Source organism: Bacillus sp. cl96 (genome assembly GCF_900100505.1).
GTDB classification, from domain to species: domain Bacteria; phylum Bacillota; class Bacilli; order Bacillales; family Bacillaceae_G; genus Bacillus_A; species Bacillus_A cereus.
The window spans coordinates 75,495-95,118 of record NZ_FNDM01000006.1 but is presented as its reverse complement, the minus strand read 5'-3'; the positions used below and the strand labels follow the sequence as shown (position 1 = coordinate 95,118).

The window sequence follows — 19,624 nt, the reverse complement described above, 5'->3', positions numbered from 1 at the left end:
TCATGTATAATAGAAAGAAAAGGCTTGTGAGGGGGGAAAAGAGATGATCGTTCTTTGGATAATTACGCTTTGTATGACTGCTATTTTTGCATATATGACGTTAAAACAAAATGGTTTAAAGCGATTTGTTCCAGGAAGTATTCTTGCAGGAATTGCCCTTATCACGTATGTAATTTCTATTTTTATTGAAAGTGTATCAGTAGATATGAGCACAAGTTTAATGTTTATTGGTATTACACTATTTGCAGGTAGCATTATGGTACTTATGGTTGCTGGTATTATTTTATTTATTCATATGAATTCGGAAACGTTATAGCATATAGAAAAGGCATGTCCCGAGGGGACATGCCTTTTTATCCGTTCAATTATGCTCTATCTTTAGAAGAGTTTTGCTGTTTTAGTAAGTCGCGAATTTCGCCAAGAAGTTCTTCTTCTTTTGTTGGTTCTGGAAGTTCTTCCTCTTTTTCTTCTTCTCTTTTAGATGTTAGTTTGTTGAAAACTTTAACAAACATAAAGATAGCAGCTGCAATAATTAAGAAATCAAAAATAGTTTGGATGAAGTTACCATACATAATAGATGATTTACCGAATGTAATTTTTAAATCTGTAAAGTCAACGCCACCTAATACCATACCAAGTAATGGTGTGATGATATCTTTTACTAAAGAACTAACGATTTTACCGAATGCAGCACCGATTACAACCCCGACAGCTAAATCGATTACATTCCCTTTGAAAGCGAATTTTTTAAACTCGTTCCACATGTGTTAATCCCATCCTTTCCACGATTCATTATGAAATTTATAATTCCTATCAACATATTCTATAGAAATTCACGAGAGAAATAAAGAGGGAATGGGAATGAAAGTAAATTCTGAAAAATGTATCCGTTTTAATTTTTGTTTACATCATCTAGTAAAGATTGTAGCATTTGCTGCGTTTTTAATCCTTCTAATCCATCTACAACGGGCTTTGTATCGCCTTGTACACACTCAATAAAATGATGAACAGCATCTTCAAAACCACGTTGTTTTAACGTCGTATCCCATGATGGGGAACCACTTTGTGAAACTGAGTTTTCCTGTTCAATTTCAAATGTATTCATATTTTTTACGCGAATGATTTTCCCTGGCGTTACAAGTTCAATTTGTTCTAAATTTGTACCGGCATGGCGATGCATTGCAGTAGAAAGTAACAGTCCACTTGGAGTTGTATATGTATGATGTCCGTAAAGAAGTTCATTCTTTTCATTGATTTGCATCATATTGTGAACGGCGTTAAGGTCATCATTAGCTAACCAGCGAGCGGTATCTACAATGTGTAAATAATCATCTAACATAGTGAAGTCGTACGTATATGGCCCGACTTTATTTGTACGATGCTTTTCAATTCGAATCCATGAAATATCATTAGCCTGTTCTTTGGCAGCGACATACATAGGAACGAATCTGCGATTAAATCCGACCATTAATTTTCGGTTATACTTCTCGCTTAACTCGACTAGTTGCTCAGCTTGTTCCACTGTAGCTGCTAGCGGTTTATCAACATAAACGTCGATCCCTTTTTTTAGAAGTTCAGAAACGATTTCATAATGCGATGCAGTTGAACTATGAACGAAGATTGCATCGCATTCCGAAGCTAACATTTCAATAGAATGAAAGTCTTGAATTCGGTATTGCTGGCAAACTTGTTTTCTTTTCTCTGCGTTAGGTGTAAACGCCCCTACAAAATTCCAATCAGTTTCTTTTGTAAGTGTTGGAAGATAGGCCTTTTGCGCAATACTTCCAAGTCCAATCATCCCAATTTTAGGTTTGTTCATGTTTATTCCCACCCTATTAATATTAATGTAACGGCTTAAATGTAGCATAGGGTGGGGGAGGAAGGCAAAAATTAGCTTTTTACTTACGGCCTTCTAACAAAATCTTCTCTATCTCCTCAAAGTGATGAGCGCGAGCATGCTCTAGCGGGGTAACACCATCATTGTCTGGAATGTTTACATCTCCGCCGTGCTCAATAAGAAGGCGAATGACTTGTTGCTGTGTTTCGTTTCCGTTACTTAGTACGATGGCTTCCATTAAAGCTGTCCATCCCAGGTTATTTACATGATTTACATCAATATTTGTTCGAGTGAGGAGTTCTTTTATGACGTCAATATAGCCATGTTCTGAAGCTGGGATAAGAGCTGTTCCGCCGTAACGATTTGTAATCGTAGGATCTGCACCAGCATCAATTGTTAGTTTTAAAATGTCTAAGTAACCTTCCGCACCGGCGTATAGAAAGGGATTATTTTTCATGTCATCTTGAATATTTACGTCAGCACCGGCTTTGATAAGCGCCTTTGCGGTTTTTACATCATTTTTGTATGTAGCAATCATAAGCGGAGTGCGTCCTTGACTATCCGTCGCATTTATATTTGCGCCTTGTTTTAGTAAAGATATAACAGTATTCGTTTCATTTTTTTCAGTAGCTGCTAGTAGTGCAGTCTCCATGTTTGCCATCTCCTTTTTTACTTCTTGTTCTTGCGAGCATCCTTGTAAAAAAATTACGCAACATATCATACTGAATGTTTTTTTGAACATGGAATTTCAACCTCCTAATTTCAACTGTAAAATAGGAACATTAAATTTTTATAAACTGACGCTAAAATTACTATAAAATCGCTTGAGTAATTGAACATATATTTTTATGCTTATAAATAATAAGGTTTGATAAAGTGAAACTTTAATCAGTGGGGGTTTTGTTCATCCCCCACTGATTATTAGTTGAACCAATCGGGCTTTTATGGGCAGTTGATCCCCCACTTAACTTCTTTGCTTTCTCTGAATTTTGAGGTGGGGATCTTACTGCCCGTTAATGCGGGGTAAAGTGAGGATTTAAGATATGTCTATTAAAACAAGGTTTTTATTTTCTTATATTGCTGTTATCCTCGTTTCCATTACGCTTATATTAGTCGCGGGATTTTTAATCGTTTTTTCGATAACAGGTGACTTGGAAGCAGTGAAAAATTTCTATAAAAGTTCTTACATTCAAAAGCCGCTTACACCAGAAGAAGAGAATGCCTATCTTGAGTTGAAGTCAGCAGCTAAACAGCATCAATCTCAATTGTTAGATGAGTCGTTTGTCTCAGCAATAGAAAAAGAGGGTGTGAAAATAGTAGTAAGAAAAGGAGAAACACTTTCATATGCTTCAAACGTATTTGAAAGTGTATCTTTAAAAGAAGCCCTTCCGAAATTTGAATCAGCAAATATTAATAGTCGTGGTACAACGGAACTAGGCGATACATTTTATCGATATGTAAAGTTTGATTTTTATTTTCCTCAGGAAGAAGAGGGAAGTATATTTGTATTAAAAAAGCAAAGTTCATTTGTAGATCTTACACAAAAATTATTTCCAATCTTATTTGTATCTCTCTTACTACTAGCCATTTTACTCATTGGATTATTAAGTTACCTCGTTTCAAGAAGTGTAATAAAACCAATTTTTGTATTGAAAGGCGCAACGGAGAAAATTAAAGAAGGAAATTTAGATTTTCAAATACCAGTTACATCACACGATGAAATAGGGCAATTAAATCAAGGATTTGAGGAAATGAGGAAGAGATTAAAAGAATCGATAGAGATGCAAACACAGTATGAAGAAAATCGAAAAGAGCTTATTTCAAACATCTCTCATGATTTAAAAACACCGATTACATCAATTATCGGATATGTAGAAGGAATAAAGGACGGAGTAGCAAATACGCCAGAAAAAATGGATAAGTATTTAACAACTATCCATACGAAGGCAAAACATATGGACACACTCATTGATGAACTCTTTTTGTTTTCGAAGCTCGATTTGAATCGAGTTCCCTTTCAGTTTGAAACGGTTGAATTAAATATGTTTATGCAAGAGTTAATCGAAGAGATGCAAATGGATTTAAGTAAAGAAGGTATAGAAGTTAACTTGCAATTACATGCATCACCACTATATGTAACGGCTGATTGCGAAAAGATAAATAGAGTTATATCAAATTTAATTCATAATAGTGTGAAATACATGGATAAAGAAGAGAAGAAAATTACTGTAACAGTATCGAGTAATAATAATAAAGTTATTGTGAAAGTGATGGACAATGGATCAGGTATAGAATCTGATACGCTACCTTATATCTTTGAACGTTTTTATCGTGCAGAACAATCGCGGAATTCTAGCACAGGTGGAAGTGGACTTGGTTTAGCAATAGCGAAGCAAATTGTTGAAGAACATGGCGGGAAAATTTGGGCGGAAAGCGAGCTTGGTAAAGGCACAAGCATTTTCTTCTCATTGGAAAAAGTAGAGGAATGTGGTGAGTAAATTGAAAAGAATTTTACTAATAGAAGATGAAGTAAGTATTGCAGAATTACAGCGAGATTATTTAGAAATTAATGATTTCCAAGTTGATGTAGAGCATTCAGGAGAAATAGGTTTACAAACAGCCTTGCAAGAAGACTATGATTTAATTATTTTAGATATTATGCTTCCGAAAATGAACGGATTCGAAATTTGTAAACAAATACGTGCTGTAAAAGATATTCCGATTCTACTTGTTTCAGCAAAAAAAGAAGATATAGATAAAATTCGCGGACTCGGATTAGGAGCGGATGATTATATAACGAAACCGTTTAGTCCGAGTGAATTAGTCGCAAGAGTAAAAGCGCATATTGCCCGTTATGAAAGATTATTAGGAAATGTAAGTAAGCAACGTGATACGTTATATATTCACGGAATTTCTATCGATCAACGAGCGAGAAAAGTTTTTATAAACAATGAAGAAGTGGCATTTACAACGAAGGAATTTGATTTATTAACATTCTTTGTCACACATCCAAACCAAGTATTAAATAAAGAACAGTTATTTGAACGCATTTGGGGATTAGATTCCGCTGGTGATTTAGCTACTGTTGTTGTTCACATTAGAAAACTACGTGAAAAAATTGAAAGAGATCCTGCTCACCCGCAATATATTGAAACAGTATGGGGAGCTGGTTATCGTTTTAACGTGTAATATACCTGCCGAGTAATTGGCAGGTTTTTTGTATGTTATTCGAATGAAAAGGAAGAAATAGGTAATTTGTGTTAAAATGTAAAGAGAAACAAAACAGAGGAGAGCATAGGGAGCGAGCTATATGTTGGGGGATATATTAAAAGATAATAAATCAAATAAGACTTTAAAGATTGGAACTAATATCGTACTTATCTTATTGATTATTGGTGCAATACAAATGTTTTATGATGAAGATTCTACGAATGATCATTTCGGTTGGTTCTTTTTTGCGATCTTTTGGGTAATTAAAAGCATTTCTAGCTCTAAGGTAAGTTTAAAAGATAGAGATAAAAAGTCGGTATTACTTGATGTGGGTTTAGTGGTTATTTCTTTTGTTTTTTTAGTTGTTTTTAGTGTGAAATATTTCTTTTGAAAAAAGCTCATAGTCGTATAGAGGCTATGAGCTTTTTATCAGTGTTTAGGTTTTCTTAATAATAATGGTACTAACGATTTATAAAATGTTTGAGTAGTAGAAGTAAACTGAGCAGCTTCTTCTAAAAAAGGATAATGGTTGCTGTTTTCGAATGGAATGAAGATAGAATTACGTATCCCATCATGTATCTCGATAGAATATTGAATTGGGCACTGTACATCATATCTTCCGCATATAATAAGTGTCTTTGTTTGGATGGAAGGTAAATTCTCTCTTAAATCAAATGAAGGATATTCATTGGCGAAAGCATTCATCCGGCTAATGGACATTGTTTTATTGATTGGTTTACAAAAATAAGAGTTGTAGTTTTCTGGTTTATACAATGATAATTTTGTTCTCTTAGTAGATAGTTCTTTCCGTTCTTCATTTGTAAGGTGAGGGCTTTTTAAGTTTTCGATGAGTTTTTGCATATAATGAAACTGTGGATGTGCTGGGTGATAAATGCAGAATGGTGTTTCGGTATAGTTACTTGCTGCAGCTCCTGCTACGACTAATGATTGTAAGGAATGTGGATATGTAATTGCATATAAAAGTCCAAGCATACCACCTGTTGAATGGCCAGCGAAATGCCATGTTGGAAGTTGTAATGCTTCTCGTATGGCTTCCAAGTCGTGGATTGTTTCAATCATGCTTAATTCTTTTTCTGAATTGGCTTTTAACGAGTTACCAGCGTCTCGTAAATTAATGAGAAATACACGATGCGTAGCAGTAAAAACATCCGCAAAGTAATCACCAGTTTCATTAAATTGTGAATAGTGATGTGTAATACAAAGCGATTCGCCATCTCCTTTTGTAAAGAGTTCAAATGTACTACGTTTCGTGTGGATCATTTGTCGTTTCCACATAATATCACTACCTTTTCTCATAAAAGTTGGGCCAGGCTGTTATGAAATGAAAATATATCGGCGCATTTCGAAATATATCAGCGATTATTAAAATATATCGACTTACCGACAGAAACCGACAATAAATAAAAGGAGGCTATTCAAAAACGAGCCTCCTTTTCGTTTAGTACAAAGATTTTGTCATATTATTCCGAATAATTTCAAGGGATTTCGCTACAGTTAATGCGTTTTTTTCTTCAATTTCTGGTTTACGGGGGATAGGTTTATACATGTTGTCTGGATCTTCCCATGTGAGGGGAAGTTCTGTTTCTGCTTGTCCTTTCCAAGCTTCAATCCATTCTGGAGGGAGATAACCTGAGATGTTTTGGATGTTGTTCATTTCGAGCCAAATGAGTGCCCAAGCTCTTGGAACGACGCGCCAGTGATCATAGCCACCGCCACCGACAGCGATCCAGCGACCGTCACAATATTCATTTGCAATTTCACGAGCGAGCTTCGGTATTTCACGGTAAATATTCATTGTCGCACAAAGATGTGTAAGTGGGTCATAATAATGTGCGTCAGCACCATTTTGCGTTAAAATAATATCCGGTTTAAAGTACGCTGCAACTTCTTTTACAACAGTTCGATATGATTTTAAGAACGATTCATCTTCTGTAAAAGCATCGAGTGGAACGTTAAAAGAATAACTATAGCCATTACCTTGTCCGCGTTCATTTACAGCGCCAGTTCCAGGAAATAAATAGCGACCAGTTTCATGTAATGAAATTGTGCATACGTTAGGGTCATCATAAAACGACCACTGTACGCCATCACCGTGATGAGCATCTGTATCAATATATAAGACGCGTAAACCGTATTTCTTTTGAATATATTTCATTGCGATAGAACTGTCGTTATAAATACAAAAGCCAGATGCTTTGCCGCGAAAGCCGTGATGTAAGCCGCCGCCCAAATTAAGTGCGTGCTTTACTTTCCCAGAAAGAACAGCATCGACAGCTGTTAATGTACCACCAACGAGCAATGCGCTTGCTTCGTGCATATTTGGGAACATCGGTGTATCTTCTGTTCCGAGTCCATATGTCATTGCAATTGATTTTTCTAACTTTCCTTCTCCAGCACGTTTTACCGCATTTATGTACTCCTCTGTATGAACGTAGGCGATTTCTTCATCTGTAGCCGTCCGTGGTGAGATGATTTGAGAGGGAGAGATGAAACCGCCCTTTTGTAATAAATCATACGTAAGTGTGACGCGCAGTTGGTTAAAAGGATGATCAGGGCTAAATGAATAGCCCCGGAAGTCATCCGAATAAATAAACGCGCTACTCATGCCTGCATCCCCATGATGTTTGGCCATAATACGCGGTAGCCTTCTGCTTCAAGTGCATCAATCACTTTTAGAGGATTCATCGTTTGAATGCGGAAAACGAGTACTTTATCATTCTCATCTTTTGCTGGATAGACGAGAACGCTCACGATATTTATTTGTAAATCACTAAAAATAGCAACGACTTTTCCAAGAATACCAGGTTCGTTTTTTACTTGAATTTCAATTTGCGAACTTGGTTGATGTGCTCCTGTTAATTTTACTAACGTGTGTAATACTGTAGATTCAGAAATGATTCCAACTAACTTCCCGGCCTTTGTAACAGGAAGACAGCCAATTTTATTTTCAAAAAATAAAGTAGCAATTTCCTCAACGAAATCGAGAGGATGGCAAGTCATAACAGGATGTTTCATAATAAGTTCGAGAGGTTGCTGTAGCATATCGAGTGAAACTTGTTCATCTAGAATAGACGGACTTGCATCTCTTACATCCCGATCAGAAATAATGCCTACGACGTGATTATTTTGATCGACAATTGGAATGTGCCGAATGCCTTTCGTGCGTATCGTTCGGATTGCTGTTTCGATTGTATCGTTTGGATGTAATGTAACTACATTTTGATTCATAATTTCTTCTACAATCATTCCAGTTGCCCCCTTTATTAATACATAAAACGATTGTGAAAACGTAGACGATCAAAAGCTTGAATAGAATCCGTATCAACGCGTTTACCGATGCGGACCATTAAACAGTTGGCAGGATGTGAACAAATTTCAGGATCGTCTGTAGCCATCCATTGTAACCCGCCAGCATTCATCATCTTCTCCATTACTTTTCGGTATTCCCACACATTCAATCCTGTTTGTTTCAAATCCCAGTGCCAATAATATTCAGTCGTCAATATAATGTAATCTTCCATATAATCGTCCATCATAGAAACCTCTAGTAAGTTCTTTCCGACAGAACTCCCGCGGAAGGCTGGGACTACTTCAATTGCCCCAAGCTCAATTAAGTTTTCCATTTTTCCTTCTGACCATCGTTCAAGTGGATCAGGATACAAGTATGTAACATATCCAACAATTGTTTGGTCATGTCTAGCAATAATGAGACGAGCTTCTGGTAATTTAGAAATTTCGACAATTGCTTTATATTGTTGCTCGGCAGGACGAAACGCAATTAAGTCTGGATGAAACTCATACATTTCTAAGTTATGTGTAGAGACAGGACCTTCAATAATTAAAGTGCCTTTCGCTGTTTTTAAGTTTCTAGCATTATATATTTTTTTATGAATCAATGTATTGCTCACCACCTTGAGGGTTTGTGAATCTATTAATATCGTACTTTATAATATATGCGATGTGAATCGAAATTTGTCATTAAAAATTTGTCTAAAAATCAACAAATATACTGAAAATTTTAAATAATGTCATTATAATAGATAATAGAATACATAGGAGGGGGATGTAAAGTATGAAAGTAGAAACGCTTCCTGTCATTAAAGGAGAAAATAATTTGCCGAATTATGATGAGGCATACGCGAATTTTAACTGGGAAGAGGTTAATAAAAACTTTACTTGGAATGAAACAGGCCGAGTAAATATGGCGTATGAGGCAATTGATAAGCATGCGAAATCCGATCGAAAGAATAAAGTAGCTCTTTATTATCAAGATGGATCGCGAAAAGAGAAATATACATTTAAGGAAATGAAGGATTTTTCTAATAAAGCAGGAAACGTCCTTAAGAATTATGGCGATGTAGAAAAAGGCGATCGCGTTTTTATTTTTATGCCACGTTCTCCAGAGTTATATTTCGCACTTTTAGGTGCAGTGAAATTAGGAGCAATTGTTGGACCGCTATTTGAAGCATTTATGGAAGGCGCAGTTCGCGATCGCTTAGAAGATAGCGAAGCAAAGGTGTTAATTACAACGCCTGAATTATTAGAGCGCGTACCATTAAATGATTTACCGGCTTTAAAAACAGTTTTCCTTGTTGGAGATAATGTAGAAGAAGGCGGTAAAACGGTAGCGTTCAATCCGTTATTTGAACAAGCTTCAAAAGAATTACATATTGAATGGTTAGGCCGTGAAGACGGTTTGATTCTACATTACACGTCTGGTTCTACTGGTAAGCCAAAAGGTGTGCTTCATGCGCAAAACGCAATGGTTCAGCACTATCAAACGGCGAAGTGGGTATTAGATTTAAAAGAAGACGATGTATATTGGTGTACTGCTGACCCGGGCTGGGTAACTGGAACAGCTTACGGTATTTTCGCACCGTGGTTAGTTGGAGCGTCAAATGTTATTTTAGGTGGACGCTTTAGTCCAGAAGCTTGGTATGAAGCACTGCAAGATTACGGTGTGACGGTTTGGTACAGCGCACCAACAGCATTCCGTATGTTAATGGGAGCTGGACAAGACGCAATTAAAAAATATGACTTATCACAAGTTCGTCACGTATTAAGCGTTGGTGAGCCGTTAAATCCAGAAGTAATTCGCTGGGGTATGAATGCATTTGGACTTCGTATTCATGATACGTGGTGGATGACAGAAACAGGTGGACAAGTAATTTGTAACTACCCTTGTATGGAAATCCGTCCAGGTTCAATGGGTAAACCAATTCCAGGTGTGAAAGCAGCGATTGTTGATAATGAAGGAAATGAAGTGCCTCCTTACACAATGGGTAACTTAGCAATTGCGAAAGGTTGGCCATCTATGATGCGCGGGATCTGGAATAACCAGCAAAAATATGAATCTTATTTCATGCCGGGAGATTGGTACGTATCAGGTGACTCTGCCTATATGGATGAAGATGGATACTTCTGGTTCCAAGGACGTATTGACGATGTAATTATGACGTCAGGTGAGCGCGTTGGTCCGTTTGAAGTAGAAAGTAAATTAATCGAGCATGCTGCTGTTGCAGAAGCTGGTGTAATTGGTATTCCTGATCCGGTGCGCGGCGAAATTATTAAAGCATTTATCGCACTTCGAGCAGGATACGAACCATCTGATGAATTAAAAGAAGAAATTCGTCAATTTGTAAAGAAAGGCTTAGCAGCTCATGCAGCGCCACGACAAATTGAATTTAGAGATAAATTACCGAAAACGAGAAGTGGTAAAATTATGCGCCGCGTATTAAAAGCGTGGGAGCTGAATTTACCAACAGGTGACTTATCAACGATGGAAGATTAAGAGAGAAAGGTCTGAACGAAATAACGTTCAGACCTTTCTTTTTTATGATATCATGAACTCATATATATAAGTTAAAGGGGATAGTATGATGAAAACAGAAAAGGAAAAGATGATACTAGGAGAAATGTACATACCGGCTGATCCAGTTTTAGTACAAGAAAGAGAGCAAGCACGTATATTAACGAGAAAATTAAATGATACGCCAGAAGAGCAATTGAAAGAGCGTAGCGAAATCGTAAAAGAATTATTCGGAACGACAGGAGATAATATTCATCTTGAATCTTCTTTTAGATGTGATTACGGCTATAACATTCATGTTGGTGAAAATTTTTACGCGAACTTTGACTGTACGATTTTAGACGTATGCCCGGTAACAATCGGAGTGAACTGTATGTTAGCTCCAGGTGTTCACATTTATACAGCAACGCACCCACTTGATCCGGTAGAGCGTATAAGCGGATCAGAATACGGAAAACCAGTTACAATTGGCGATAACGTATGGATTGGCGGAAGAGCAATTATTAATCCAGGTGTAACAATTGGAGACAATGCGGTAATCGCATCTGGTGCTGTCGTAACGAAAGATGTGCCTAATAATGTAGTAGTTGGCGGGAATCCTGCAAAGATTATAAAAAAACTAAAATAATATTTGAACGAAGTGCCTTCCTCGTCTGTATACAGTTATAAAAGAATAGATGAGGGAGGCTTTTATATGTCTAATAAATTACTTCTTGCGACGTTGTAAAGGATTGACAAGAAGGGAAACCTGACCTCTATTTGACATGCCTATATAAATGATGGTATAAAGAAAAGTATATGAATAATTGAGCGTGGAAAGGGAGAAGTAGTGATCATTTCCCTGTTTTAGAGAGCTGATGGTCGGTGAAAATCAGCACATAGATGATCGCGAATTACGCCCCTAGAGCATCTTTTTTCGATTGAATTGTATTCAAAAGGGAAAAGACGGTGCTAAGCCGTTATGTAAATAAGGTGGTAGGCTTTTTTTTGCTTGCAACTAGGGTGGTAACGCGATAATCAAAATCGTCCCTTATTTGAAGGGGCGATTTTTTTATGTTTTCAACCTTCACGCCAGTAATGAACTTAAAGGAGAGTATGTAGGATATGGGTATTTTACAAGATCTTGAATTTCGCGGTCTAATTAATCAGCAAACAGATGCTGAGGGCCTTGAGCAATTATTAGAAAAAGAAAGCGTTAAATTATACTGTGGTTTCGACCCGACAGCAGATAGCTTACACATTGGTCATATGTTACCAGTACTAATGTTACGTCGTTTCCAATTAGCTGGTCACCAACCAATCGCACTTGTTGGCGGTGGTACTGGTATGATCGGTGATCCAAGTGGTAAAAAAGCAGAGCGTACATTAAATACGAAAGATACAGTTGCTTACTACACAGAAAGCATTAAAAACCAACTTTCAAACTTCTTAGAGTTTGAAAACGTGGACAACCCAGCAACGATGGCTAACAACTATGACTGGCTTGGTAGCTTAGATGTCATTTCATTCTTACGCGATATCGGTAAAAACTTCGGTTTAAACTATATGTTAGCAAAAGATACAGTAGCATCTCGTTTAGAAACTGGTATTTCATTCACTGAGTTCAGTTACATGATTTTACAATCATACGACTTCTTAAACTTATACCAACAACATAATTGCCGTCTACAAATCGGTGGTAGTGACCAATGGGGTAACATTACAGCTGGTCTTGAATTAATCCGTAAATCAGAAGAAGATGCGAAAGCATTCGGTTTAACAATTCCACTTGTTACTAAATCTGACGGTACGAAGTTTGGTAAAACAGAAGGCGGCGCAATTTGGTTAGACCCAGAGAAAACAACTCCTTATGAATTCTACCAATTCTGGATTAACACAGATGACCGTGATGTTGTTAAATACTTAAAATACTTCACATTCTTATCTCATGAAGAAATTCTTGAGCTTGAAAAGCAAGTAGCTGAAGCGCCAGAAAAACGTGCAGCACAAAAAGCATTAGGTGCAGAAATGACAAAACTTGTTCACGGCGAAGAAGCATTAGAACAAGCGATTAAAATTTCAGCTGCATTATTCAGCGGTTCTGTAGCAGAACTAACTGCAAGCGAAATCGAACAAGGATTCAAAGACGTACCATCTGTAGAACGTACTGCAGAAGATACAGTATTAATCGACTTACTTGTAGAAAGCAAAATCTCTCCATCAAAACGTCAAGCACGTGAAGATGTAACGAACGGCGCAATCTACGTAAACGGTGAGCGTACACAAGTATTAGACTACGTTGTAACAGAAAACGACCGCATCGAAGGTAAATTCACAATCATTCGCCGCGGTAAGAAGAAATATTTCTTAATTCGTTACTAATAAATAAAAAGCTTTGAGGAAATTCCTCAAAGCTTTTTTGTTTTAATCTCCTTTTCGAGTTCATACGGAAATCACATGTAAGCGGTATGATAAACGTATAACAATTAGAAAGGAGTGGTAAAACGAAATGTCACTAGAAGCTTTGATTATTTTTTCTTTGCTAAACGCGGGTCAACTTGCAGAGAATTCGAAGGTTGATATACATAAAGAGCAGAAAGATGCTTATGTATATGTTCAAAAAGAGGAAAATAAATAACTTTAATATATAAATAAGAGCTACTCGAAGTAACTGTTTTGGCGTCTTCGGTAGCTTTTTGAATTATGAATAAATAGGAATTAATTCTCGCTTGAAATCTTCGTACATTTCAAAGGCAATTTTCATGATTTCTTTGAGTTCATCGTAACTGTGGAAATATAACACGGGTACTTTTCCCATGTCATTTGATAACAATCTTATAAATATGTCCCAAGGGTCTCCAGCTCTAACTTCACCATTATGGCATGCTTCCCAAATCAATTCAGCAACACCATATTTTAAGCTGATGTTGAATCTAAAGGTGTAGACATCTTTGTTTTTACTTCTCCTACAATAAAAAAGTCTGCTTTTTTATTGTAACGAGCTTTATAGCCAAGAGACTCGAATACTTCAATAGCTTTTTCATTTTCATAGTTTTCAAATGTATTTTCACTATTAGAAAATTTTTCTGATAAAGCTTTATATCTTTCTACAAAGTTAATTTTCTCAAGTACCTCTTTTATTTCAAGTTCTAAATCATATGCCATCAATTATTCCTCCCTAAATCTAATCTTAATAGCATATTTACCTTTCATTTCTTTCAAATACGTCTCAAAATTTTCCCTGAATTTGTTTCTTTTTTCGTACGTGAAATTGAAGTCTTTACAAATGTATAATTTGCTTGATACAGTTCATTTTGAAGTATCTTAGTTATAATATTTTCACCAGTAAAATCAAATATTCCTTTTCCATGATATTTGATTCGAAACAAAGGAAAAGCTAGCGTAAACGTTAGTTTAAATATTAATCAGGCGTTCTTCTTTGTGTGATTTTTATCTCCATCGCCATGCAATCGTGGTATCTTCAATGTGGATTGCTGGAATGCCGATTCCTAAATATTTCTCTTCGTTTTCATCGAAAACGGACCAATTTTCATCGTCTAGAAATTCAGGGTCAATACTTTCAAAGCCAAAAGTACTGTCTTCGTCTACCATTTCACGAAAATATTCTTGATAGGGTTTACTATTATCATTTAAATGTATTGTTCCATACATCCATGGTGTTTCTGCAAAAATGTCTCTGATTTCACCTATTTCAGTATCTTTAAAGTATAATTTCATATTTGCACCCTCTTATTCATGAATTTTGAAATAGTCTTTTGGTATCTCGCCTTTTATCAAATACTCATTATCTCTTTTTGTCCACTTTAGAGCGAGTTTTTTCCAATGAGGTGTTGTTAGTCTATCCTGCTCAATTAAACGTTCGAAATCGAATAGAACGGTATAAATTTTAGTTAAATGAAGAAATCCTGCTCTTGTGAGTCGGATTTTCTTTTTTTATATTTAAAATAACATTGTCTTTCTTGAATATGAAATTATGAATAGATAGGAATTAATTCTTGTGGCTCCACTTTTACTATTCATGTTAAAAGTCTAAATCTTTTTCATTACCATCATAATCTACTAGTAATGATCCTTCGTCTAAGGTATCCATTAACCATTCCACCAAACCATTCCATGATCTAGAAACGCTGTGAGTCTCCCTATCCCATTGTATTACCGTTGCATCGTATCCATTGCTTGATTCTAAGTCTATACATATCGAGTCACCATAGTTTAAATCTGCGATGATTAAATACGTGTCTGGCATCTTTGTCGGTCTTCGTTCGTTTTTAAACGAATCATTTAGATAAGAGCCACCACGCTGTTTTGGGCCCCCAGCAGCTGTATGAATTTCTGACAGGACTGTTCCAGGTATAAATAATTCTCCACCATTACACACTTGGACAAAATCTTTATATATATCAGGAATTTGAATGTTAAGTTCATTTTGAAGGCTTGTTATATCTTCTAAGTTAATTCCATTGTTTAGGGTGTGAATGCCATCTACATATTTATTAACTTCCTCAAAAAATGGTTGTAAATGATTGTTTTTTGAATAATATTTTCTTAGCATAAAACCATCTCCCTTTATTCATGTTTCCAAGGCACAAAATCTCAAATCTAGATACATAAAGAAATCCGGCTCTTGTGAGTCGGATTTTCTTTTTTTATATATAAGATAAGATTGCCTTTCTTATATGTAAAATTATGAATAGATAGGAATTAATTCTTGTTTAAAATCTTCATACATACCTAAAGCAATTTTTAAAATTTTTTCTAAGCTGTCATAATCGCTAAATAGTACGGGCTTAATTCTAGTATCTGGAGAAATTAAAAGTCTTGAATATAGACTCCATGGACTACCTAATCTTAGTTCATCATTATGATAAACTACCCAAGTAAAATCCAGAACGTTTACTTTAATACCAATATGAAAATAAAATAAATTTTCTTTTTTATCACCTAGTTCTCCAACTTTTAAAAACTTTTCTTTTTTATCATAAACTGATTTATAACCTAGCTTTTCAAGGATTTGTTGAATTTCTTCAATATTGGGATTAGGAATGATTTCTTCGGCATCATAATTTTCTCTCGAAAAAGAAGAAAGTTCTGTGTATCTATTAACAAAGTCAATTTTTTTAAGTGCTGTTTCTATTTCAGGTTTTAATTTTAAGTTCATAATTAATTCTCCTAAAACCTTAAGTCTGTCCTTGTTTTTTAGTCATTACTTCATGTATTTTTAAGGTGAAATTATGAATAAATAGGAATTAATTCTCGCTTGAAATCTTCGTACATTTCAAAGGCGATTTTCATGATTTCTTTGAGTTCATCGTAACTGTGGAAGCATGGACGAAGTATTTTTTCTGTATCATTTGATAATATTGCTACAAACATAGCCCATGGATCTCCAGCTCTTATTGCACCATTATGTCGTGCAGACCAAATAAACTCAACAAGGCCATGTTTTAAACTAATATTAAATCTAAAAGTATAGATGTTTTTATTCTTGACCTCACCAACAATAAAAAAGTTTTCTTTTTTCATAAAACGAGCTTTATAGCCAAGAGACTCAAATACTGCAATTACTTTTTCGTTTTCATAGTTTTCAAATGTATTTTCCCTATCAGAAAACTTTTCTGATAGGGCTTTATATCTCTTAATAAAATCAATTTTTGCAAGACTGGCTTGTATTTCAGGTTTTAATGAATAAGGCAAAAGTTATTCCTCCTAAAATATTAAGTCTATCCTTATTTTTGGGTCATTACTTCATATATCTTTAAGGTGAAATCATGAATAAATAGGAATTAATTCTCGCTTAAAATCTTCGTACATTTCAAAGGCAATTTTCATGATTTCTTTGAGTTCATCGTAACTGTGGAAGCATGGACGAAGTATTTTTTCTGTATCATTGGATAATACGTCTACAAACATAGCCCAAGATGTTCCAGTTCTAACTTCACCAGTGTGCCATGCCTCCCAAATAAATTCAACGAGTCCATATTTCAAGCTAATATTGAACCTGAAAGTATAGATATCTTTGTTTTTTACTTCTCCTACTCTAAAAAAGTTTTCTTTTTTCATAAAACGAGCTTTATAGCCAAGAGACTCAAATACTTCAATTGCTTTTTCATTTTCATAGTTTTCAAATGTATTTTCTCTATCAGAAAATTTTTCTGATAAGGCTTTATATCTCTTAATAAAATCAATTTTTGTAAGACTGGCTTGTATTTCAGGTTTTAATGAATACGCCAAAAATTACTCCTCCCTAATTTTTAGTATTAGATCAAATAAAGCAGTATACATTTTAGATACATGAAGAAATCCGTCTTTTGTGAGTCGGATTTTTCTTATTTTAATTCTATTCAAATATTATAATTGTTAATTGAAATGTAGTTATTTTTAGAAAGATTTTGCAGTTAGCTATTTAAAAGTGTAAGTATATCTCCTTTAAATATAGCAGCTATTTCCGCTTCCTCTAATGAATCTCCCCATCTAAAAACTATATCATCTTTTGGGCAGAGATGAATGGAAAGGTTAAAATAATCTATTTCATCTTTCCATTTGTTATATTCATTAAATGCTTTTTTGAAGATTTTTCTAACATTTTCTTCCGCAATTATATCATTATTTTTACTTGCAATGATTGTAAATCTTTTAGGATTACTAGAAACTATTTCAATGGCATCTGGAAGTTTCTCAAGACAAAACTCTGCAATACTTGAGTAGAAAGTTGTTCCTCCAGTTTCCATTTCAACTTCTGGACCCTTATTAAATCCCTCAAGTTTCCATTTGGTTTGAAGAGCTTTCCATACCTTTCGGTATTTTTCAATTTTAGAGTTTTTGTCTTTGATTTCAATAGCTGCAAGCAAGTAGAATTTGTAGACATTAGTCAAATCATGTTTCATAAATACTTGCTTGATTTCAGTGCCACATACTTCTTTGAATTGTTTTTTTTCATCTGAGCTAAATAACATGGAGCCATTAACACTGAATAAACTTAAATTTGGTAAATTCCCGACTCTTTTGATTGCTTCATCCTTACTAAACCATTTGTAGTATGAGAATGCATCTTCTTCTACTTCATTCCAACACTTCATTTTACCACCTCAATTTTAATAGTCATAATGATTCCCATGTATATCATTGAAATGTGATCCTCTATTTTGAGATGGATCATCTGGATAAGTATGACCGCCTGAATGCTCTCTTATAATCTTACCATCTTTGAAATGATAGTCTCTTCCAGGAATAGGGTTCCCTCTTTTATCTACAGCTGGTGTCACCTTAGTTGGCTGTTCATTAACAGGAATACCGCTTGCTCTCTTAGCTTCGTTGAAAGCTCCACCTCTCTTAGCTCCTTTAGGAGTAAAATTTGGCGCTCTTTGTCCTTTCTCTGCTTTTACATAGTCTTTGTAGTTAGGTTTTACTGTCTGCATAACTCTTTCGCCAGACTTACCAAAAGAATACTGAAACCTTTGCAAAGTATCGATACTATTTTGAACGGTATTATACCATACAAATGCACCATGTGTAGCAACACCTGCTCCAGCGGTTGTAAGAGCTAAATCAGCTGGGATAACAATTGGTGATGCTGCCCCGAAAGTTACTCCTTCTAACAATACGGTTCCAACATTTGATCCTGTTACAATAGCTATACCGCCCAAAATTTCAAAAATAGATCCTACCCCTGATACAAAATTCCCCACAAGATTTCCGACTTGAAAGGTTGTTTTGTTTTCTAATTCATTGCCCATTGGTAATTCTACGCCTGTAAAGTTTTCAGCAGCTGAATTACAAATTCCTTGGAAGAATTCCCAAGCGCCAATAGCTGTTTTTTGGTACCATGGTCTATTAGCTTCTTGTTCCTGCAAAGCCATTTTTTCTTCAATTTCTTTTTTTATTTCGGCTTCTTGAACTCTTTCCTCTGCAATTTTTTGAATAGAGGCTATCCATTCCATATTCAACCTTTGTGTACTAAATGTACCACTGACGGGACTAAAACCTTTTCCGCTTTGTACTTCAGCTAAACCTGTCGTGATACTAGCGGCTAATTGAATCGCTGTATTATAGTTATCACTAGATGTTTGATTAAATTCATATAGGTGCTCTAGCTTTTCTTGAAGTTTACGCCTCATGTCAGCAAATAGATTTACTATAGCAGCCATGCCCGAGATAGGCATAGCTTGATTGATTGCTTCCGTACTTGCTATCATTCGGTCAATTTCTCGAATTTGTTCTAATATCTCCTGTTCGATAACATCTGTAGAAGCGACCTGTGATTGAAAGTCTCTTGGAAAAGCATCATTTTGACGGATTAATTCTTCGCATAAGTAAATGATTCCTTGTGCTAACGGACGAAAGGTTTGTAAGAAATATGCTTTTGCACTGCTATATGTTTGTCCTTGTAGAACAGTATCCAATGCAAAAGCATCAATAGAATGAATAATTTGTTCCATTCCTTGAATAGTAGCGTTACAGAAAGCGTTCATACTTTCTGTTTGAGCTTGTACTTCACCGAGATACATATTTAAAGACATGAACTTTCCCTCCCCCTTACAAAAAAATAATACCAATTTAAGGAAGAGGTTGTAAATGTAATGTTCTAATTATTCAGCAAACAAAAACTTGTTCATTAAGTTTTTTAATCTCATTCGGATGCTCGGGTGATGAAGAGATTTTTAAGATTGAATGTAAATAGAAAAAGGGAAGGTATAGAGAATGTACACATAAATACGTTGTAAAAATCATGTTAACAAAAAGAAAGTACA

At 35.4% G+C, this 19,624-nt stretch carries 22 protein-coding genes, 1 pseudogene and 1 other annotated feature; of the genes and pseudogenes, 8 read left to right on the top strand and 15 right to left on the bottom strand.

Features of this window, described 5'->3' with window-relative positions:
• Positions 1 to 43 precede the first annotated feature (43 nt).
• On the top strand, positions 44 to 316 hold the full coding sequence (locus tag BLT20_RS15220; protein ID WP_000636589.1) for a DUF3917 domain-containing protein: 273 nt from the start codon (positions 44 to 46) through the stop codon (positions 314 to 316).
• Positions 317 to 365: 49 nt separating this feature from the next.
• Here the strand turns inward: BLT20_RS15220 and mscL are convergent, their stop codons facing one another.
• From mscL to BLT20_RS15205, 3 genes are all read right to left on the bottom strand, one after another.
• Complete coding sequence (gene mscL / locus BLT20_RS15215) at positions 366 to 764, bottom strand: large-conductance mechanosensitive channel protein MscL (protein WP_000267003.1); 399 nt, start codon at positions 762 to 764, stop codon at positions 366 to 368.
• 128 nt (positions 765 to 892) lie between these two features.
• Positions 893 to 1,819, bottom strand: coding sequence for a Gfo/Idh/MocA family protein (locus BLT20_RS15210; RefSeq protein WP_001039693.1), 927 nt, complete (start codon positions 1,817 to 1,819; stop codon positions 893 to 895).
• 79 nt (positions 1,820 to 1,898) lie between these two features.
• Positions 1,899 to 2,579: an ankyrin repeat domain-containing protein gene (locus tag BLT20_RS15205; RefSeq protein ID WP_000474106.1), complete on the bottom strand. Its 681-nt coding sequence runs from the start codon at positions 2,577 to 2,579 to the stop codon at positions 1,899 to 1,901.
• A 301-nt stretch (positions 2,580 to 2,880) separates the two neighbouring features.
• Here BLT20_RS15205 and BLT20_RS15200 point away from each other — a divergent pair, with 301 nt between their 5' ends.
• The 3 genes from BLT20_RS15200 to BLT20_RS15190 all read left to right on the top strand — a co-directional run bounded on the left by BLT20_RS15200 (position 2,881) and on the right by BLT20_RS15190 (position 5,438).
• Positions 2,881 to 4,335: a sensor histidine kinase gene (locus tag BLT20_RS15200; RefSeq protein ID WP_000023870.1), complete on the top strand. Its 1,455-nt coding sequence runs from the start codon at positions 2,881 to 2,883 to the stop codon at positions 4,333 to 4,335.
• A 1-nt stretch (position 4,336) separates the two neighbouring features.
• Entirely contained in the window at positions 4,337 to 5,026 is a 690-nt protein-coding gene (locus tag BLT20_RS15195) for a response regulator transcription factor (RefSeq protein ID WP_001986686.1), read from the top strand.
• A 121-nt stretch (positions 5,027 to 5,147) separates the two neighbouring features.
• Complete coding sequence (locus tag BLT20_RS15190) at positions 5,148 to 5,438, top strand: hypothetical protein (RefSeq protein WP_000900161.1); 291 nt, start codon at positions 5,148 to 5,150, stop codon at positions 5,436 to 5,438.
• A gap of 38 nt (positions 5,439 to 5,476) precedes the next feature.
• On the opposite strand, the gene BLT20_RS15185 is transcribed toward BLT20_RS15190, so the two are convergent.
• The 4 genes from BLT20_RS15185 to acuA form a co-directional block, all read right to left on the bottom strand.
• Positions 5,477 to 6,364 (bottom strand): alpha/beta fold hydrolase, encoded by an 888-nt coding sequence (locus BLT20_RS15185; RefSeq protein WP_002026428.1) that lies wholly within the window; start codon positions 6,362 to 6,364, stop codon positions 5,477 to 5,479.
• Between the two features lie 142 nt (positions 6,365 to 6,506).
• Positions 6,507 to 7,673 carry an acetoin utilization protein AcuC gene (gene acuC, locus BLT20_RS15180; RefSeq protein ID WP_000092832.1) on the bottom strand — a complete coding sequence of 389 codons (1,167 nt, stop codon included), beginning with the start codon at positions 7,671 to 7,673 and terminating at the stop codon, positions 6,507 to 6,509.
• Positions 7,670 to 8,314, bottom strand: a complete 645-nt coding sequence (locus tag BLT20_RS15175; protein WP_000634583.1) for an acetoin utilization AcuB family protein — start codon at positions 8,312 to 8,314, stop codon at positions 7,670 to 7,672. The genes acuC and BLT20_RS15175 overlap by 4 nt, the downstream gene beginning before the upstream one ends.
• A 17-nt stretch (positions 8,315 to 8,331) precedes the next feature.
• Entirely contained in the window at positions 8,332 to 8,964 is a 633-nt protein-coding gene (gene acuA / locus BLT20_RS15170; RefSeq protein WP_000581388.1) for an acetoin utilization protein acetyltransferase AcuA, read from the bottom strand.
• A gap of 176 nt (positions 8,965 to 9,140) precedes the next feature.
• Between acuA and acsA the strand changes: the two genes are divergently transcribed.
• The 4 genes from acsA to BLT20_RS15150 all read left to right on the top strand — a co-directional run bounded on the left by acsA (position 9,141) and on the right by BLT20_RS15150 (position 13,494).
• Positions 9,141 to 10,859 (top strand): acetate--CoA ligase, encoded by a 1,719-nt coding sequence (gene acsA / locus BLT20_RS15165; protein WP_000862049.1) that lies wholly within the window; start codon positions 9,141 to 9,143, stop codon positions 10,857 to 10,859.
• An 85-nt stretch (positions 10,860 to 10,944) separates the two neighbouring features.
• A complete protein-coding gene (locus tag BLT20_RS15160) occupies positions 10,945 to 11,505 on the top strand; it encodes a maltose acetyltransferase domain-containing protein (RefSeq protein ID WP_002026426.1) in 561 nt (186 codons plus the stop codon).
• A gap of 176 nt (positions 11,506 to 11,681) precedes the next feature.
• Positions 11,682 to 11,911, top strand: a binding site (T-box leader).
• A gap of 70 nt (positions 11,912 to 11,981) precedes the next feature.
• The gene (gene tyrS / locus BLT20_RS15155) at positions 11,982 to 13,238 is read left to right on the top strand and encodes a tyrosine--tRNA ligase (protein WP_000512088.1); all 1,257 of its coding nucleotides are present in this window, start codon (positions 11,982 to 11,984) and stop codon (positions 13,236 to 13,238) included.
• 127 nt (positions 13,239 to 13,365) lie between these two features.
• The gene (locus BLT20_RS15150; protein WP_000050940.1) at positions 13,366 to 13,494 is read left to right on the top strand and encodes a hypothetical protein; all 129 of its coding nucleotides are present in this window, start codon (positions 13,366 to 13,368) and stop codon (positions 13,492 to 13,494) included.
• Positions 13,495 to 13,557: 63 nt separating this feature from the next.
• On the opposite strand, the pseudogene BLT20_RS15145 reads toward BLT20_RS15150, so the two are convergent.
• The 8 genes and pseudogenes from BLT20_RS15145 to BLT20_RS15110 form a co-directional block, all read right to left on the bottom strand.
• Positions 13,558 to 14,021 (bottom strand): annotated as a pseudogene (locus tag BLT20_RS15145) (hypothetical protein).
• Positions 14,022 to 14,306: 285 nt separating this feature from the next.
• Positions 14,307 to 14,594, bottom strand: coding sequence for a hypothetical protein (locus BLT20_RS15140; RefSeq protein WP_000780767.1), 288 nt, complete (start codon positions 14,592 to 14,594; stop codon positions 14,307 to 14,309).
• Positions 14,595 to 14,898: 304 nt separating this feature from the next.
• A complete protein-coding gene (locus tag BLT20_RS15135; RefSeq protein ID WP_000944938.1) occupies positions 14,899 to 15,429 on the bottom strand; it encodes an SMI1/KNR4 family protein in 531 nt (176 codons plus the stop codon).
• A gap of 132 nt (positions 15,430 to 15,561) precedes the next feature.
• Complete coding sequence (locus BLT20_RS15130) at positions 15,562 to 16,035, bottom strand: hypothetical protein (RefSeq protein WP_001049760.1); 474 nt, start codon at positions 16,033 to 16,035, stop codon at positions 15,562 to 15,564.
• 71 nt (positions 16,036 to 16,106) lie between these two features.
• Positions 16,107 to 16,571, bottom strand: coding sequence for a hypothetical protein (locus BLT20_RS15125; RefSeq protein WP_001147018.1), 465 nt, complete (start codon positions 16,569 to 16,571; stop codon positions 16,107 to 16,109).
• Positions 16,572 to 16,643: 72 nt separating this feature from the next.
• A complete protein-coding gene (locus tag BLT20_RS15120; protein ID WP_000331788.1) occupies positions 16,644 to 17,108 on the bottom strand; it encodes a hypothetical protein in 465 nt (154 codons plus the stop codon).
• Positions 17,109 to 17,272: 164 nt separating this feature from the next.
• Entirely contained in the window at positions 17,273 to 17,953 is a 681-nt protein-coding gene (locus BLT20_RS15115; protein ID WP_000650400.1) for a hypothetical protein, read from the bottom strand.
• Between the two features lie 15 nt (positions 17,954 to 17,968).
• Positions 17,969 to 19,393: an HNH/endonuclease VII fold putative polymorphic toxin gene (locus BLT20_RS15110; RefSeq protein ID WP_061685311.1), complete on the bottom strand. Its 1,425-nt coding sequence runs from the start codon at positions 19,391 to 19,393 to the stop codon at positions 17,969 to 17,971.
• Between the last annotated feature and the right edge of the window lie 231 nt (positions 19,394 to 19,624).

What these genes read in the sequence shown, in the direction of transcription:
- BLT20_RS15220 (WP_000636589.1), top strand. Translation starts at nt 44, where the DNA reads ATGATCGTTCTTTGGATAATTACGCTTTGTATGACTGCTATTTTTGCA.
- mscL (WP_000267003.1), bottom strand. Translation starts at nt 764, where the DNA reads ATGTGGAACGAGTTTAAAAAATTCGCTTTCAAAGGGAATGTAATCGAT.
- BLT20_RS15210 (WP_001039693.1), bottom strand. Translation starts at nt 1,819, where the DNA reads ATGAACAAACCTAAAATTGGGATGATTGGACTTGGAAGTATTGCGCAA.
- BLT20_RS15205 (WP_000474106.1), bottom strand. Translation starts at nt 2,579, where the DNA reads ATGTTCAAAAAAACATTCAGTATGATATGTTGCGTAATTTTTTTACAA.
- BLT20_RS15200 (WP_000023870.1), top strand. Translation starts at nt 2,881, where the DNA reads ATGTCTATTAAAACAAGGTTTTTATTTTCTTATATTGCTGTTATCCTC.
- BLT20_RS15190 (WP_000900161.1), top strand. Translation starts at nt 5,148, where the DNA reads ATGTTGGGGGATATATTAAAAGATAATAAATCAAATAAGACTTTAAAG.
- BLT20_RS15185 (WP_002026428.1), bottom strand. Translation starts at nt 6,364, where the DNA reads ATGAGAAAAGGTAGTGATATTATGTGGAAACGACAAATGATCCACACG.
- acuC (WP_000092832.1), bottom strand. Translation starts at nt 7,673, where the DNA reads ATGAGTAGCGCGTTTATTTATTCGGATGACTTCCGGGGCTATTCATTT.
- BLT20_RS15175 (WP_000634583.1), bottom strand. Translation starts at nt 8,314, where the DNA reads ATGATTGTAGAAGAAATTATGAATCAAAATGTAGTTACATTACATCCA.
- acsA (WP_000862049.1), top strand. Translation starts at nt 9,141, where the DNA reads ATGAAAGTAGAAACGCTTCCTGTCATTAAAGGAGAAAATAATTTGCCG.
- BLT20_RS15160 (WP_002026426.1), top strand. Translation starts at nt 10,945, where the DNA reads ATGATGAAAACAGAAAAGGAAAAGATGATACTAGGAGAAATGTACATA.
- tyrS (WP_000512088.1), top strand. Translation starts at nt 11,982, where the DNA reads ATGGGTATTTTACAAGATCTTGAATTTCGCGGTCTAATTAATCAGCAA.
- BLT20_RS15150 (WP_000050940.1), top strand. Translation starts at nt 13,366, where the DNA reads ATGTCACTAGAAGCTTTGATTATTTTTTCTTTGCTAAACGCGGGTCAA.
- BLT20_RS15140 (WP_000780767.1), bottom strand. Translation starts at nt 14,594, where the DNA reads ATGAAATTATACTTTAAAGATACTGAAATAGGTGAAATCAGAGACATT.
- BLT20_RS15135 (WP_000944938.1), bottom strand. Translation starts at nt 15,429, where the DNA reads ATGCTAAGAAAATATTATTCAAAAAACAATCATTTACAACCATTTTTT.
- BLT20_RS15130 (WP_001049760.1), bottom strand. Translation starts at nt 16,035, where the DNA reads ATGAACTTAAAATTAAAACCTGAAATAGAAACAGCACTTAAAAAAATT.
- BLT20_RS15115 (WP_000650400.1), bottom strand. Translation starts at nt 17,953, where the DNA reads ATGAAGTGTTGGAATGAAGTAGAAGAAGATGCATTCTCATACTACAAA.
- BLT20_RS15110 (WP_061685311.1), bottom strand. Translation starts at nt 19,393, where the DNA reads ATGTCTTTAAATATGTATCTCGGTGAAGTACAAGCTCAAACAGAAAGT.